The sequence below is a fragment of the Kribbella sp. NPDC056951 genome (genome assembly GCF_042674205.1).
Classification (GTDB): Bacteria; Actinomycetota; Actinomycetes; order Propionibacteriales; family Kribbellaceae; genus Kribbella; species Kribbella yunnanensis.
Genome location: NZ_JBHUQZ010000019.1, coordinates 70,588 through 85,720, shown reverse-complemented (window position 1 = coordinate 85,720; position 15,133 = coordinate 70,588). Strand labels below are relative to the sequence as shown.

Sequence of the window (15,133 nt, the reverse complement as noted above, 5' to 3'; positions counted from 1 at the left end):
TGGAGCGAATCCGCCTCCCTCGGGTCCCCCCGGACCGAGTCGACACCGAGCGCAACTCCCCTGACCCAGCCCACCCCCAGCCGACTCGACGCCACGCCCACCGCGTCCACGTGGAGCGAGACGGCCCGCGCCGCCTCCGGTCGACTCGATTCCACCTCCGACGCATCCAGTCGACTCGGCTCCGCGCCTACCGCGTCTACCTGGAGCGAGACAGCTCCTGCGGCATCCGGGCGGCTCGAGTCGACGCCTACCGCGTCGGCCTGGAGTGAGACGGCTCCTGCGGCGTCAGGGCGGCTTGGTTCACCTGCGCGGTTGGATTCTGCGTCGGTGGGGTCTGTTGGGACCGAGTCCACCCGGCTCGGGTCCGCGTCGGAGGGGTTCGAATCTACGGCGGCGGCGAGTTCGTCGTACGTGCAGCCGCCGGTTGCGGCGGTTGCGGATCCGCGGACGGCGCGGGGTACGACCGAACTGTCGGGGCCGCGCACTGCGGCGATTCGTGAGAGCAAGGCGGCGGCGAACCGGCGGCCGCGCCAGGCAGCAGACAGTACGGCGGTTGATGCCGACGGCCATCCGGTCTCTCGGACGGCGCGCGGTGCGGGCGGTAGGCGGCGGCCGTTCATCGCGGTGGCGGCGGTACTCCTCGTCATCACACCGATCTCGTGGCTCCTGTTGCACCAGCCGCAGAACGACGAGGCCGACGCCTCGCTCCCGATCGGTACTCGCACCGACGACTCCTACGCAACCCCCAGCACCATCCCGGTCGACGACCCCACCGTCCCGCCGAAGAAGCCCACGGCCACCCCCACAGCACCCCCCACGGGTACCCCGACCGCGTCGACGACACCCACAGCACCTCCCACGGGCGGTCCCACCAACACCCCCACGACCGTCCCCACGGACAACCCAACGAGCACAGCCACCACGGTGCCCACCAATCCCCCCACCAGCCGGCCCACCACCACGCCGACCGGTCCGCCGACGAAGACACCCCCGCCGCCTCCGCCACCACCGCCGCCCGCGGCTGACGGGGACATGACGAACGACGAGATCCAGTTGTTCAACCAGATCGACAGCGCGCGCAAGAGCAAGGGGTGCGCACCGCTCGAGCAGGACGCTCCGGTGACGTACGGAGCCCGCAGCGATGCACAGAGCCGGAGCAAATCGGGCAACGTCAACGCGAGCGGCTCCTCGATGTCCGCAGCCGGCGGCGACAACTGGTCCTCGAACGACGCGTTCAACCAGATGATGGCGCAAAGCAAGGGCACCCTCCTGAACTGCGGACTGCGCACCCTCGGTGTCGGTCGTGGCACGTACAAGTACTGCACCTCGGTCGATCTCCTCGGGCTCTGCATCGGCAAGCGGGTCACCCGGGTCGGCTGGGTCGCCGACTTCAACTGACGCAATCACCCGACGGACAGGACGTATACGTCTGCTACGCGGTCGCCTGGGCGGCCGCCGGCGGGAACAACCCCCGCCGCACACCTATACGTCCTGTCTGTACGCCGACAACCGGCGACCGGCGGAGATCGCAACCGCCGGTTGTCCGTTGGATCCGCACGCTGCGGCACCTCCTCCCCATCTGGTGGGTTGACCCATGCGGTGGCGGGTTCCCGACCCCGCATGCGGTGGGGGAACCCACAACCCGGTGGGTGGACCCACCAAATGGGCGGCAGGCGAAGGTGGGGGCGCCGGGGCTGGTCGGCGGGGTGGGGTGGATCTTGGGCCGGTGGGGCACAACTTCCGCCCCGCACGACGAGAGCGGGCGGGCTGGTTCTGGTTGTTGGTGGGGCGTAAGGGAGATGTCGCGGGTGTTGGGGGGTGGTTGGTGGGACGATGGGGGGAGGCTACGGCGGGAGGGTGCATGTTCGGGGAACGGGAACGTGGGGACCTGGGGCCGGAGCGGCCGGCGCATTTTGGGATTCCGCCGGATGCGTTGGCGGATGAGCGGCCTGATCGGCGGCCTGAGGAGGCCAAGCGGATGGGGTTGAGCCGGCATACCGAGGAGGGGGCGGTGTTGTCGTTCGCTTCGGGGCTGGATCGCGGGAAGACCGGGCATCGGTTGATGGCTTGGATCTTGCTGGTGACGTTTGCGGCGCCGGCGATCTACACGTTGTTCTGGCTGCTCTAGGCGAGGGCGGGAGCGAAGTCCTGGCGGTGGCGTTGCGGGGTGGTGCCGAGGACGGCGTGGAAGTGGTGGCGGAGGGCGGCGCTGCTGCCGAAGCCGCTGGCGGTGGCTACTCGCTCGACTGGGTGGTCTGTGGTTTCGAGGAGGAGGCGGGCGCGGTCCAGGCGTTGCTGGAGGAGCCAGGCCTGGCCTGAGCTACCCGTGCGGGCCCGGAACTGACGGGTGAAGGTACGGCGGGACAACGCAACCGCAGCCGCCCATTCGTCCAATGAAACCGGCTGGTCGAGTCGGGCTCGCGCCCACACCATCGCCTTCTCGATCACGTCATCACCGGGGTCGGGCGGAACCGGGACCGGGATGTACTGCGCCTGCGAACCACTGCGGTGCGGCGCGATCACGAGGTTGCGCGCAAGCTCCTCCGCCGCCTCCACGCCGTACTGCGTGCGCACCAGATGCAAGCAACAGTCCAACGACGCCGCCGTACCAGCCGAGGTCATCACGTCGCCGAGGTCTGACCAGAGCACATCGGCCCGTACGGCGAGGTCCGGGTGCCGGGCCTGCAGTTCCGCGACCCGCCGCCAGTGCGTCACGACCTCGCGGCCGTCGGCGATTCCGCTCGCGGCGACCAGGTATGCGCCGATGCACAGCCCGATCACGACCGCTCCACGCGCATGCGCCCGCTGGATCGTCGTCAACAGCAACGAGGACGGCTCGCGCGTCGGCTCCCAGCTCGGCAGGATCACCACGTCGGCCGTGTCCATCACCGACAGCCCGTGCTCGACCGTGATCCCGAAGCCGGCGTTCGTCCGCAGCAACCCCGGTTCCTCGGCGCACACCCGCACGTCGTACAGGCCGTTCGTGTCCCACGGATCACCGAGGACCAGGCACGGCACGGACAGATGGAACGGACTCATCCCGTCGAAGGCCAGTACGGCGACGCTACGCATGACGGACAGTATATGGCCCGATCTTCAGGAACTGTGGCTCGCGGGCCAATGGTGAGACCGGCCGAAACGACAGAGGATCGACGACATGAAGATCACGCACATCGGTGGGCCGACCGCTTTGTTCACGTACGGCGGCCTGACCTTCCTGACCGACCCTGCCTTCGACGAGCCGCGCGAGTACCAGATGCCGACCGGCCGGGTGATGAAGAAGCTGACCGGACCGGCGATCCCGGCGGCCGACCTCGGCCCGGTCGACGTCGTACTGCTGTCGCACGACGAGCATTTCGACAACCTCGACATGTCGGGTCGCGCGCTGCTGCCGTCGATCCCGACTGTTCTGTCGACCCCCGGTGCGGGCACCCGGATCCCCGGTGTCCAGGGACTCGACAAATGGGAGTCGGCGACGATCGACGGGGTCACGGTGACCGCCGTACCGGCGTTGCACGGGCCGGAAGGCGCTGAGGCCGTACTGGGTGTCGTCACCGGGTTCGTCCTGCAGAGCGCGGACCTGCCGACCGTCTACGTGTCCGGCGACAACGCGTCCGTCGACCTGGTCAAGCAGATCGCCGACCGCTTCGGGCCGTTCGGGGTCGCCGTGCTCTTCGCCGGCGCGGCGCGGACGGTGCTGATGGACGGGGCCAACCTCACGCTGACGTCCGCCGAGTCCGTCGAGGCCGCCCACCTGCTCGCACCGGCGACGATCATCCCGGTCCACACCGAGGGCTGGACGCACTTCACCGAGGGCCCGGACCAGTTCGCGCAGGCCTTCGCCGACGCCGGTCTCACCGACCGTCTCCAGCTCCTCGAACACGGGGTTTCCACCGAGGTTCGTTGAGCCCTTGACGACCACGGAGCGTCACCAATAAGGTCTCCAGGGCCGGGGGGAACCGGCAGCACGATTCATCAGGGCCGGGGGGAAATCTGGCCCACTGCCAAGGGGGAATTCCTTGTTCACGCGACGCTTCAGCCTGCCCATGTCCGGAATCGCAGCGACGGTCTTCGCCGCCGGAGCGCTGGTCGCTCCGCTTCCGGCTTCGGCGGCGGCACCGCAGTTCCTGGTCGCCGGGATCCAGTACGACCCGGTCGGCAAGGACACCAGGACCAACACGCACATCAACCTCGAGTACATCAGCATCCGCAACAACACCACGCGTCCGCTCAGCCTGAAGGGCTACCGGATCCGTGATGCCGCCAGCCACGTCTACTACTTCCCGCCGACCTTCGTCCTGAAGGCGCGCAGCACGGTCCTGGTGCACACCGGCAAGGGCCGCAACAGCGCGAACCACCTGTACTGGGGTTCGGGCAACTACATCTGGAACAACGACGGCGACACCGCGCGTCTGCAGAACTCACTGAACAAGGTCATCGACTTCTGCACCTACAAGTACGTCGCCAACCGGGCCGCGCTCGCCTGCTAACCGATCCCGTGCGTGCGCCAGAACGGCGCCAGGTCAACGGAACTGGCGGCCTGCGCGGCGGTCTTGAAGTCGGCCGGGGTGACCACCCCGTGCCAATGGGCCCTCGCGTAGGACGCCAGCAGCCGGTCCATCGCCGGCGTACCGATCAGGCGCTCCAGCTCGTGCAGCATGCAGGAACCGTAGGTGTAGACAAAAGTCCCGTACGACGAATCGTGCGCGCCCCAGTAGCCCATGTCCCGAGTGATTGCCACCGGCAACGTTCCCGGCCAGCACCCGGCGCGGTCATTGTCCTCGAAGACATCGGTCGCGTACGTCGCGAACGATTCGTCCAGCCAAGGATCGGCGTACTCGTTGTTGCCGACGATCCCGTACCACCACTGATGAGCCACCTCATGCACGACCGGACTGTTCGGTGAGATCAGCAAGACGAACCCGGGGTATTCCATCCCGCTGAACTTCGTCCACCGATCATTCAGCACCAGATCGAGCTCATGATCCGGGTACGCACCGAACCGCCGCCCGAACTCGTCGAGCGCCGCAGCCGCATCAGCGCGAGCCGAGTCGACCGCGGCCGCAGTCACCGTCGGCGTCGCCCACGTCCGCACCGTCACACCACCGGGCGATGTCACCGACGTACTCTGGAATGGACCAGCAGCCCAAGCGAAATCCCTTACCTGCTTCGCGATTGCGACCCCATCAGTCATCACGCCGGTCGACGGTACGGCGATGTTTCCGGTATGCGTGAGCCGTACGGAGAAGTCGGCTGCGACCGTGTAGAAGCTCTCGCCGATCCCCATGTCGCGCTCGAGATGCCAGCCGGCCGCATCACGAACCGCCAGGACCGGAAGCGCGTTCCCGAAGAAGCTGAACTCGCCGGAACGCCCGAATCGATCCTCACGATCCGGCGCAGTGAGCTTCACGTCGAAGCCGATCGACGTCCGCTCCCCCGGTTTCAGGGGCTTCGGCAACGAAAACTTGACCACCGTGCAGTCACGCATGGCGGTCCCACCCGTGACCTCAACCGAGCCACAACCACGCGAGTTGCCCCACAGCCGCAGATAGACCTCCGGCAGCGCCTCCGCCGCGGTGTTCGTGAAGCTGACAGTCTCCCGCCCCGACCAGGTCCGTCCATCGGGCGTGCCGGTCAACGAGACTTCGTACGACGGCGCGCCCGGCGCCGGCGGTGTTGCTGCCAGCAAGGAACTGGGGGCTACCAGCAACGAGGTAGGGGCCAGCAGCAACAGTAGGAGCCGGTGCACAGCTCCGGACGCTACCGGGTGGCGGGCGCCGGATCCGTCCCGGCCGGGATCCAGTCGTGTACCAAGATCTCATCACCGACCGTGACCGTCCCACCGGTCAGCACGGCCGCCTTCATCCCGAAGCTGACACCGCCGCCGTACGCCGGCTCCCGACGATACGAGGCTAAGGTCCGGGTCGGCTCCGGCCCGGATTTACGACCGGTCGCCTGGTCGACCGTCGGTACGGCGCAACGGATCGCCCGCGCGGAGTAGCCGATCTCGACCGCGCCGAGCGACATCCGCAGTACCCGATCCTCGGTGTGCGGTTCGGACCAGCCGGAGACCACGACGTTCGGCCGGAAGCGGTTCATCGGGATCGCCTCGCCACCGCGGCTCGCGATTCGCTCGTTCAGCCCGTCGAGCGACGACAGCGAGGTGATCAGCAGCGCATGCGCGTCACCGAAACCGGTCTCGCCGCGATGCACACCCCAGCCGGGCCGCTCATGCTCCGGCGTCACCCTCACGAGGCCGACCGGCCGATCGAGCCGTGCGGAAAACCACTCGTCCGCCGCCGCGTCCTGCACCACGCCCAGCCCGAACCACTTGCCGAACAGGCTGACGTCGCGCCGCTTCCCGTCGTACTGGATCGGTACGACGAGATCGGGCGCATCCGCCGCGGCCAGCCGCAGCGTGTCGCCGGCGAGCTCGGCCCGCAGCGCGGCCATCGCGGGCACCGATCGCTGGCTGAGGAAGGTCCCGTCGGGGTCGACCAGCATGAAAGTGCGGTCGCCGGCGACTCCGCTCGGCCCGATCTCGGCCTGCTCAACCGGTACGCCGGACAGTCCCTTAATGGGGTAGTGAACCAAGGCAGCCACGCGCGCGACAGACATGCGCCCATCCTACGGGTCGCCGTCACTTGAATTGTTCGTTCATGTTGACTTATGTTTGATCACGAGGAGGTTGTCATGCAGCTGGAAGCGTTCACCGGCGCTCTGCAGCGCGTCCGCCAGGATGCCGGTCTCAGCTATCGCGAGTTGGCCGATCAGGCCCACTACTCCCACGCCCATCTGGTCCGCGCGACCAGCGGCAAGCAGCTTCCGAGCTGGCCGGTGACAGTCGCGTTCCTGACCGGGTGCGACGTACCGGCCGAGCTCCTGCCGATCTGGCGGCGGCACTGGGAGGCGGCCGCCCGCGACCCCCAGGACGTCAGCGAACTGCTGCGCGCGGCCGCGACCCCACAGGACCTGGGCGCGGCGCTCACCGCGCTGACCAGGCCGCGGTCACTCCGCTCGCTGGAGCGGCTCACCGGCATCCCGCGGGCCACCCTGCAGAGCTGGCTGCGAGGTGGCCGGGTACCGCGACCGGACAGGCTCGATCAGTTCATCCTGGCGCTCGGCGCGAGCCGCACCGAGCGCCTCGCCTTCAGCGACTGCGTCGACCGGCTCGCCGGCTGACCACGATCAGCACGGTCCCGGCCGCCAGCAGGATGAACGCCATCGCGACTGCCCAGAACCCGACCGGGCTACCCGTATCGGGGAGGTCCGGCTTCGGAGACCCCGGCTTCGGAGGCTCAGGCTTCGGCGTCACCGTGGTCGTCACCGTGCTGGTGTTGTCATGAGGGTCCGGATCGGGCGTCACCGACGTCGCGGTCGCGGTGTTGGCCACCGACTTGCTCCCGTACTTCGGATCCACCACCACGTCGAGCACGATCACCGCCGTCTTCCCAGGGTCGATCCGCTCGAGCGCACAGGTGATGAGCTGCCCGACCGCCTGGCACCGCGCCGGGGTCGACCGCAACCGCAGCCCGGCCGCGAGCTCGTCCGTGACCGACACCTTCAGCGCGGCCGACGGTCCGGCGTTGTGCACCGCGATCCGGTACCGCAACGAACCACCCGCGACCACAGTCGGACTGGACGCCGTCTTGAAGACCTCGAGGTTCGCCGACCGCCCAGGACGCCCGGTCACCCTCGCCTCGTTGTTCGCGCTCACCGGATCCGGCGTGGCCGACCCGACCCGCGCCAGGTTCGTTAGTTCACCACTGAACCCCGGTACGACGGTAGCCGCGATCGTCACCGTGATCACCGCGCCATCCGCCAGCACCGCGGTACCGCACTGAACCACCCCCGCCTCCGGAGCATCCGGCGCGCCGACCTCCCGGCCACCAACAGTGGCGCGGGCGGAGCCCGTGGGCGGCAGCACGACGCATGGGGCGGTCGCGGACACGTTGGTCAGACCGCGCGGCAGCTCGTCGGTGATGACGACCTTGCGCGCATCGGACGGACCAGCATTGCGAACCGTCAGCGTGTACGTCACCCGCTGACCCGCCACGGGATTGGCCGGCGACATCGTCTTGGTGATCGCTAGATCCGCCTGCGCGGCCACCGGCGAAACGCTCGTCCCGGTGTTGTTGTCCTTGTCCGGATCGGGTGTCGGTGACGCGGCCGTCGCGGTGTTGGTCAGCGTCGCGCCGTCATACCCAGCCGCCAGCTTGACCCGGATCGAGAGCAACACCTGCCCGATCGGTACGTCGCCCAGCGCGCACCGGACCGTGGGTCCGTCGACCTGGCACGGCGTTCCCGCCGACACGATCGTCAGACCGGCCGGGATCGTGTCGGTCACCACGACCGAACGCGCGACCGACGGACCGGCGTTGGTGACCACGATGGCGTAATCGAAGGTGCTGCCCGGCGTGACGGTCCCCGGCTCGGACTGCTTCGTCACCTGGACGTCCGCGCTGGTACCGACCGGGATCGTCACGGTCGAACTGTTGTTGGTGTCAACGGGATCGGAAACCGGCGATTTCACGGTCGCGGTGTTCGCAACCGTCGTGCCGGAGTAGCCGGAGTCGAGGACGGCCGTGACGACGACCGTCGTCGATTTGCCCGCGACAAGTGTGCCCAGTGCACACTCGATCTTCGGCCCGGTGACCGTGCAGTCGGGCTCGACCTTGACCACCGCAAGCCCAGTCGGCAGCGTGTCCGACAAGGCGACCGCGGTCGCATCCGACGGACCGTTGTTGACGACGGTGAGGCGATAGGTCACGCCACCACCGGCAGTCGCGTACTTCTCGTCACTGGTCTTGACGACCGTGAGATCCGCAGACTGATCGACCTCCGTGGTGATCGTGCTGGTGTTGTTGGCCGGCTCCGGATCCGGTGTCGTACTGGCGACACTGGCCGCATTCGTGATCGGCGCAGTGTGGCCCGAATCCACCTTGACCCGGATCTGTACGACCGCCTCGCCACCCGGCCCCATCGTCCCGAGCGTGCAGCTCACCGCCGTGGTGCAAGTGCCTTCGGCGCTAGTTGCCTCCAGCATCGATACGCCAGTCGGCGGGGTGTCAGTCACGGTGACGGCCTGCGCGCTCGATGGACCGTCGTTGTGCACAGTCAGGGTGTAGAGGCCCTCGCCGCCAGCGACCAGCGGTGACGGCTTCACCGACTTGGTGATCGACAGATTGGCCGAGGAGGTGACCACAGTGTCGGCCGTACCGCGGTCGTTGGAGTCGTTCGGATCAGGCGTCTGCGAAGCAACAGTCGCCGCGTTGGTCAACTTGCCCGAGGCAAGAGCCGGGTCGACCTTGGTCACCACGGTGATGACGAGCTGACCACCAGGTTTGAGCCGACCGGCCGGGCAGATCACGACCGGCTCCGAGACCGATGGGTCCTGCAGACAGTCGCCGGCGGAACTCGACCCGCGGACATACGTCGTACCGGCGGGCAGTGTGTCGGTGACGACCGCACCGACCGCATCGGACGGACCCGCGTTGTTGACCATCAACGTGTAGGTCAGCTCGTTGCCTGCGACAACGGTTTCGGCAGCGGTCTTGGCGATCGACAGATCCGCCCGCGCCTGGACAGTCGTCGCACTGGTCGCTGTGTTGTCGGAGTCGGTCGGATCCTCCGGCGTCTTCGCACCGGCCGACGCCGTGTTGGTCAACGCGCCGGGCGTGGTCGCCGGGGCGATCGTGCCGGTCACCTTGACCGCGAAGCTGTCCCCAGCTGCCAGCGTGGCCAACTCACAAGTCACTCGCCCATCGCTGACCTTGCACGTCGCACCGCCGGTCGGCGAGGCGCTCACACTGGTCACAGCAGCCGGTACGTCGTCGTCCAGCGAAACGCTTTGCGCATCGGATGGTCCGGTGTTGCTGACGGTGAGGTTGTAGGTGATCGCCTCACCGGCGACGACCGGGTCGGGGCTGACGGTCTTGGTCAGGGTGATGTTCGCTTGGGCACCGGTGAGCAGCGTGTACGTCGCGCTGTTGTTGTCCGCGACCGGATCCGGGGTCGGCGACGTGACCTTGGCCGTGTTGGCGAGCTCGTTCGGTGGGGTTCCGGAGGGGACGTTCGCGACCACGGTCACGGTGATTTCGTCGCCTGGGGCAGCTGTTCCGACTGCGCAGGTGACTGTCCCGTCGGCCTGTTCACACGAGCCCTGTGACGTCGAGGCCGAGACATACTTCAGCGGCGCCGGAACCGGGTCGGTCACCGTCACCGACTGCGCGGCCGACGGGCCGTTGTTCGTGATCGTCAGCTTGTAGCTGACGGGTTGCCCGGCGTGGACCGGCGCGGGTTGCGCGGTCTTGGTGATCGCCAGATCCGCGCTCGCACTGAGGTTGTCGGTGGTGCGGCCGGTGTTGTTGGACTTCTCCGGATCAGGCGTCGTGCTGGTTGCCGTGGCGCTGTTGGTCAGCGTGCCGGTGGCGGTCGCGGACACCTTGGCAGTAACGGTGATCGTGGCGTTCGAACCGGCCCCAAGGTCGCCCAGCGCGCAGCGAATCTCGCCGGACGACACCGTGCAGGAACCTGCCGTCGAGTCGGCGGTCGCGTCGCTCAACGCGGCCGGGAGGTCATCGGCGACCTGCACAGCGCGGGCATCGGACGGGCCGTCGTTGTGCACGGTGATCTGGTAGGTGACCGACTTGCCCGGGACCACCGGATTCGTGATGGTCTGCTTGCCGACGACCAGGTCGGCCTTCGGATCACCTGGCGTGATGGTCGCCGTACCGGTGTTGTTGGACAGGTCCGGATCCGGGGTTGCGCTCGAGACGGCGGCGCCGTTGGTGAGCGGACCACCCTGGTACGCCGAGTCGAGGGTCGCGGTCACCTGGATGACCAGCGTGGCGTTGCCGGCCAAGGTGTCGACGAGGCAGGTGATGTCTTGGCCGGCTGCCGAACATCCGGCAGGGGCTGGGGCCTGGGCATCGATGATCGTCAGACCGGCCGGGAGCGAATCGGCAACCCGGACCTGCTGCGCCGCGGACGGACCGTTGTTCTTCACAGTCAGCGTGTACTTGACCTTCTCACCAGCCGCCGGGTTGTCCGGGACGACCGCCTTCTGGAGCGAGAGGTCGGCGACTCGGGTCACCGGGGTGGTGACCGAGGCCGTGTTGTTGTTGGGGTTCGGGTCGGAGGTCGAGGTGATCGCGGTTGCGACGTTCGTCAGACCCGTTGCTGTGCTGGTAGCGGGGACCTTCACCACGACAGTGATCGTGGCACTCGATCCGGATGGAATATCTCCGATTGTGCAACTCAGCGTGCCGCTACACGTGCCCTGGGTCGGCGTGGCCGAGACGAACTCGACGCCGGCGGGCAAAGTGTCGGTGACCGCGACTTCCTTCGCCGTATTCGGACCGTTGTTCTTGGCAACGATCGTGTAGGTCAGGTCGGCGCCGGCCGGCACCGGGTCCGGCGTACCGGTCTTGGTGAGCTGGAGATCGGCCGAGGCGGCCACCGGCGTGCGGACCTCGTCGGGGCGGTAGGTGTACGGCTTGTTGAGGGTCTCGGCGGTGTAGTCGAGATAGCCGGTGTTCACGACCGTGGTCCCGGCCGAGGCGTCGTCGAGGGTGACGCGGAAGTGGACCGTGGTGCTCTGGTTCTTCTTCAGCCGGCCGCCGGTGGTCGCGTTCGCACCGGTGCCGACCCGGAAACGAACGGTTCGCGAGGCCGCGTCGTACTCGGCCTGGTCGTCGCCGGCCTGGTCCGTCTTGGCGCCGGCCACGGCGCCCATCGACACAGACAGCGAGCCCGGCACGTACGTCGTGTTCGGCGGCAGGGTGTCCCGGACCACGGCCTTGAGCGCGTCGTCGTCGCCGGTGTTGCCGAAGTTGAGCGTGTACTCGAGAGTGTCGCCGACCTTGGCCGGGTCGTTACCGGCCAGGTTGCGAACCGTCTTCGTCCCCTTGATGGCCGGCGCATAGAGGTCGATCTGGGTGGTCAGCGCGGCCGGATAGTAGAAGTCGCCGGTACTCGCGAAGGTGAGCTCGGCGCTAGTCGCGCTGTTGGGAAGGATGCCGGCGGCATCGACCACCTTCGCGTCCAGACCGAGGTTGTTCAGCGCGGCCGGATTGCGGTTCGTGAGGTTCGCGCCGGCATCGGTGACCCGGCTGCCGAAGAAGTTGGCCGACGGGCTCTGCGCGTCCGCGAGACGAGTGCCGTTGACCGCGAAGTAGTCGCCGCTGATCCCGGCATCGCCCTCGTACGTGACGCTGCCGAAGCGGGCATTCACCGCGCCGCTCGGTGGGGCGAGGAAGCCGGAGATGCTGGTCTTGATCACATCGCCGGTGGTCACTCGCGCATAGCCGTTGAAGACGGTCAGGTCGCGCAGCGGCTCGTCCGCGTCCTCATACGCGATCACCAGACTCCAACCGGCGTACCGGTCCGATCCGGTACCTGCGGCAACATCCGCACCCCAGTACTCACCGCTGCCCGCGTTCTGCACGACGTCGGTGACATCGCGGTAGGACGAGTAGTCCTGGGTCTGCGCACTCAGATAGTCGGTCCGCCCGGCCGTGAGCGTTTGGTACGACGTTGCCCCCGGCACCTTGAGCTTGATCGTTGTGCCGTCACCACTGCTCGCCGTACCGCCGGTGCCTGCGGCGCGCGAGGCTCCCCAGAACAGGCCGGCGTAGATGACCTTCGCGCCGTCGGGCACAGTGACCGTGGCTGCGGACGAGGACTTCGTTGCCGCGTCGGCGTCGGCATCGAGCAGGCGCATCGCCCATTCGTTGTTCGAGGCCCCTGAACCGCTGCCGGCCAGCGCGGATCTGCACGGGCTGCTCGCGGTGTCGCAGGTCTCCAGCGCGTTGCCGGTGATCCGGATCGCGCCGTTGGTCTGGGTCCCGAAGACCTTGCCGAAGGTCCGGATCGTCTCTGCTCGAGCTGTTGCCGTCGGCACCAGACCGAAACCGGCCACGAGCAGCAGAGCGATCCCCAGGCGTAGCCGACCCATCCCATACCCCCATATGTCGATGGCGGGCGGACGCCGTCATCTACATATCACAGTCCGTAGCCTGTCAGCTACCTGCCGTGCCGATGATCAGGGGCGAAATGTGCCGGGCGGGGCGGCCGGCGGGGCGAACCCGTCGCTGTCCGTCAGCACGGTCGCTTTGCCGGCCAATTCGGTCAGCGGACTCACGTCGTACGGCGGCTGCGCGCGGCGGCCGGTCGCGGTCAGATCGGGCACCTCGTGCGGGGAGGCGATCAGGATGACGTTGCCGAACCCCTTACCGCGGAGAACCTTGCGCTCGGCGAGTACGACGCCCTCACCCAAGGTGGTTCGCACGGTGGCCGCCGTACGGCGAATGAACGGCAACCCGGCCTGTCCATCGATCAGGTTGGCGATCAGCAGGCCGGTCGGGCGCAGGACGCGGGCGCATTCGGCGAAGAACTCGGTGGTGACCAGGTTCGCCGGGACCGCCTCACGCTCGAACGCATCCAGGATCAGGACGTCCATCGAGTCGTCGTACAGGTCGGTGATCCCGGCCCGGCCGCTGGCCCCGCGCACCTTGATCCCGGACCGCTTCGGCAGCGGCAGGGCCTCCCGGACGAACTCGGTCAGATCCTCGTCCGGTTCGAGCACGATCTGGCGGGACCGCGGGCGGGTGGTCGCGACGTACCGCGGCAGGCTGAGCGCGGCACCCCCGATATGCGTGACCGCGATCGGCTGCCGGCGGGGCGTCATGGTGTCGAGTACGTCCGCGATCCGGCGCATGTACTCGAAGGACAGGTGGGTGGGATCCGCGAGATCGACCTGCGACTGCAGCGAGCCGTCGACACGCAGGACGAACGTGCCGTCCGGCGCTGCCTCGACCGTCGCTGTCCCCGAGCCGACTTTGCGTTCCACCCACCTATCTTGTCAGCTACTTACTTTCCTTCTCCTGCGCGACCGCGACATCGGTGTTGTCGGTGAAGAGGCCGTCGATCCCGAGCTTCCGGTACGTCGCGATCTCGCCGAACAGGTTGCCGGAGTCCGAGGGGACCGCGTCGCTGTCGAATTCGTTCGGCAGGAAGTTGTTCTCGACCCGGAAGGTGTACGGATGCACGACCAGGCCGGCCCGGTGCGCGTCGGCGACCAGCGTGGTCGGCTTGCCCTGCTTACCATCGGCCGTGAACGGGATGATCTGCGCCTTGTACGGGCCGAGACCGGCGGCGTACTTGGCGACATCCTTCAGGCCCTTCGGGCTGGTGATGTCGGCGTACGTGCGCTTGTCACCGGCGACCGTGAAGTCGTACGGCTGGCCGACGGCGTCGGTCAGCTGGACGAGCGGCACCCGGAGCTGCTTGTGCAGGGCGATCAGGTTCGAGACCTCGAACGACTGCACGAACACCTTGGCGTCCGGGCGGTTCAGGCCGTTGCGGTTCAGCGTCTTCACCAGCTCGGGCTCGAGCGCGAGACCCTGCTGCTGGAAGTACGTCGGGTGCTTGGTCTCGGGGTAGATGCCGACCGGGCGGCCGAGCTCCTTGGACAGCCGCTTGCTCAGGTCGATGACCTCCTGGAAGGTCGGGATCTGGTACCGGCCGTTGAACACCGTGTTGTGCTGCCGGATCGCCGGGATCCGCTCGACCGCGCGGAGCGTCTTCAGCTCCTTGAGCGTGAAGTCCTCGGTGAACCAGCCGGTCAGCGAGGTCCCGTCGAGCACCTTCGTCTTCTTCCGGTTCGCGAACTCCGGGTGCTGCGCGACGTCCGTCGTACCGCCGATCTCCGGCTCGTGCCGGGCGACCAGGACCCGGTCCTTGGTGGTGACCAGGTCGGGCTCGATGTAGTCGGCGCCCATCCGGGCGGCCAGCTCGTACGACGCCAGGGTGTGCTCGGGGCGGTATCCGGAGGCGCCACGGTGGCCGACGATGACGAAGTCGTCGCGGTGGTGGTACGCCGAACCGGCGACCTGAGCCTGATCGCCGTTCTGCTGGGTGGCCTGCTGGACGGCCTGCGGGGCCAGCAGGGCCGTACCGACCGCGAGGGCCGAGACGGCGACGGGGACGAACCGCTTCATGCACTTACTCCTTACAAGTCAGGGACTGTCGAGAACCTTCTGCTACCTCTGCGTCCGGCAGATGACCGCTCGGTGAACGAACCGCTGATGATGTGAGCAAGTCGGAGGTGACCCAGGGTTGGGCCCGCCTG

12 protein-coding genes are annotated in these 15,133 nt (G+C 67.9%); 6 read left to right on the top strand and 6 right to left on the bottom strand.

Annotation, left to right across the window (positions count from 1 at the left end; all coding sequences use genetic code 11):
- The 3 genes from ACFTSF_RS39975 to ACFTSF_RS39965 all read left to right on the top strand — a co-directional run.
- A partial coding sequence (locus tag ACFTSF_RS39975) for a hypothetical protein (protein ID WP_380160634.1) occupies window positions 1-269 on the top strand: 269 nt, incomplete at its 5' end.
- 58 nt (window positions 270-327) lie between these two features.
- Window positions 328-1,398, top strand: coding sequence for a hypothetical protein (locus tag ACFTSF_RS39970; protein ID WP_380160632.1), 1,071 nt, complete (start codon window positions 328-330; stop codon window positions 1,396-1,398).
- Between the two features lie 463 nt (window positions 1,399-1,861).
- Complete coding sequence (locus tag ACFTSF_RS39965) at window positions 1,862-2,128, top strand: hypothetical protein (protein ID WP_344156736.1); 267 nt, start codon at window positions 1,862-1,864, stop codon at window positions 2,126-2,128.
- Here ACFTSF_RS39965 and ACFTSF_RS39960 read toward each other — a convergent pair.
- The gene (locus tag ACFTSF_RS39960; RefSeq protein WP_344156733.1) at window positions 2,125-3,072 is read right to left on the bottom strand and encodes a helix-turn-helix domain-containing protein; all 948 of its coding nucleotides are present in this window, start codon (window positions 3,070-3,072) and stop codon (window positions 2,125-2,127) included. The genes ACFTSF_RS39965 and ACFTSF_RS39960 overlap by 4 nt on opposite strands.
- 85 nt (window positions 3,073-3,157) lie before the next feature.
- Between ACFTSF_RS39960 and ACFTSF_RS39955 the strand changes: the two genes are divergently transcribed.
- Window positions 3,158-3,907, top strand: a complete 750-nt coding sequence (locus ACFTSF_RS39955; protein WP_380160629.1) for an MBL fold metallo-hydrolase — start codon at window positions 3,158-3,160, stop codon at window positions 3,905-3,907.
- A 139-nt stretch (window positions 3,908-4,046) separates the two neighbouring features.
- Window positions 4,047-4,490: a lamin tail domain-containing protein gene (locus tag ACFTSF_RS39950; RefSeq protein ID WP_380160627.1), complete on the top strand. Its 444-nt coding sequence runs from the start codon at window positions 4,047-4,049 to the stop codon at window positions 4,488-4,490.
- Here ACFTSF_RS39950 and ACFTSF_RS39945 read toward each other — a convergent pair.
- Both ACFTSF_RS39945 and ACFTSF_RS39940 read right to left on the bottom strand, forming a co-directional pair.
- Window positions 4,487-5,749 carry a M1 family metallopeptidase gene (locus ACFTSF_RS39945; protein WP_380160625.1) on the bottom strand — a complete coding sequence of 421 codons (1,263 nt, stop codon included), beginning with the start codon at window positions 5,747-5,749 and terminating at the stop codon, window positions 4,487-4,489. The genes ACFTSF_RS39950 and ACFTSF_RS39945 overlap by 4 nt on opposite strands.
- Before the next feature lie 11 nt (window positions 5,750-5,760).
- Window positions 5,761-6,618, bottom strand: coding sequence for an MOSC domain-containing protein (locus tag ACFTSF_RS39940; protein ID WP_380160623.1), 858 nt, complete (start codon window positions 6,616-6,618; stop codon window positions 5,761-5,763).
- Window positions 6,619-6,693: 75 nt separating this feature from the next.
- On the opposite strand from ACFTSF_RS39940, the gene ACFTSF_RS39935 reads away from it, so the two are divergent.
- Window positions 6,694-7,182, top strand: coding sequence for a helix-turn-helix transcriptional regulator (locus ACFTSF_RS39935; protein WP_380160621.1), 489 nt, complete (start codon window positions 6,694-6,696; stop codon window positions 7,180-7,182).
- Here the strand turns inward: ACFTSF_RS39935 and ACFTSF_RS39930 are convergent.
- From ACFTSF_RS39930 to ACFTSF_RS39920, 3 genes are all read right to left on the bottom strand, one after another.
- Complete coding sequence (locus tag ACFTSF_RS39930; RefSeq protein ID WP_380160619.1) at window positions 7,151-12,958, bottom strand: hypothetical protein; 5,808 nt, start codon at window positions 12,956-12,958, stop codon at window positions 7,151-7,153. The two genes, ACFTSF_RS39935 and ACFTSF_RS39930, sit on opposite strands and share 32 nt — an antisense overlap.
- A gap of 87 nt (window positions 12,959-13,045) precedes the next feature.
- Window positions 13,046-13,852 carry a spermidine synthase gene (locus ACFTSF_RS39925; RefSeq protein WP_380160617.1) on the bottom strand — a complete coding sequence of 269 codons (807 nt, stop codon included), beginning with the start codon at window positions 13,850-13,852 and terminating at the stop codon, window positions 13,046-13,048.
- Window positions 13,853-13,868: 16 nt separating this feature from the next.
- On the bottom strand, window positions 13,869-15,002 hold the full coding sequence (locus ACFTSF_RS39920; RefSeq protein ID WP_380160615.1) for a glycerophosphodiester phosphodiesterase: 1,134 nt from the start codon (window positions 15,000-15,002) through the stop codon (window positions 13,869-13,871).
- Window positions 15,003-15,133 lie beyond the last annotated feature (131 nt).

What these genes read in the sequence shown, in the direction of transcription:
- ACFTSF_RS39940 (WP_380160623.1), bottom strand. Translation starts at nt 6,618, where the DNA reads ATGTCTGTCGCGCGCGTGGCTGCCTTGGTTCACTACCCCATTAAGGGA.
- ACFTSF_RS39955 (WP_380160629.1), top strand. Translation starts at nt 3,158, where the DNA reads ATGAAGATCACGCACATCGGTGGGCCGACCGCTTTGTTCACGTACGGC.
- ACFTSF_RS39960 (WP_344156733.1), bottom strand. Translation starts at nt 3,072, where the DNA reads ATGCGTAGCGTCGCCGTACTGGCCTTCGACGGGATGAGTCCGTTCCAT.
- ACFTSF_RS39930 (WP_380160619.1), bottom strand. Translation starts at nt 12,958, where the DNA reads ATGGGTCGGCTACGCCTGGGGATCGCTCTGCTGCTCGTGGCCGGTTTC.
- ACFTSF_RS39965 (WP_344156736.1), top strand. Translation starts at nt 1,862, where the DNA reads ATGTTCGGGGAACGGGAACGTGGGGACCTGGGGCCGGAGCGGCCGGCG.
- ACFTSF_RS39935 (WP_380160621.1), top strand. Translation starts at nt 6,694, where the DNA reads ATGCAGCTGGAAGCGTTCACCGGCGCTCTGCAGCGCGTCCGCCAGGAT.
- ACFTSF_RS39950 (WP_380160627.1), top strand. Translation starts at nt 4,047, where the DNA reads ATGTCCGGAATCGCAGCGACGGTCTTCGCCGCCGGAGCGCTGGTCGCT.
- ACFTSF_RS39920 (WP_380160615.1), bottom strand. Translation starts at nt 15,002, where the DNA reads ATGAAGCGGTTCGTCCCCGTCGCCGTCTCGGCCCTCGCGGTCGGTACG.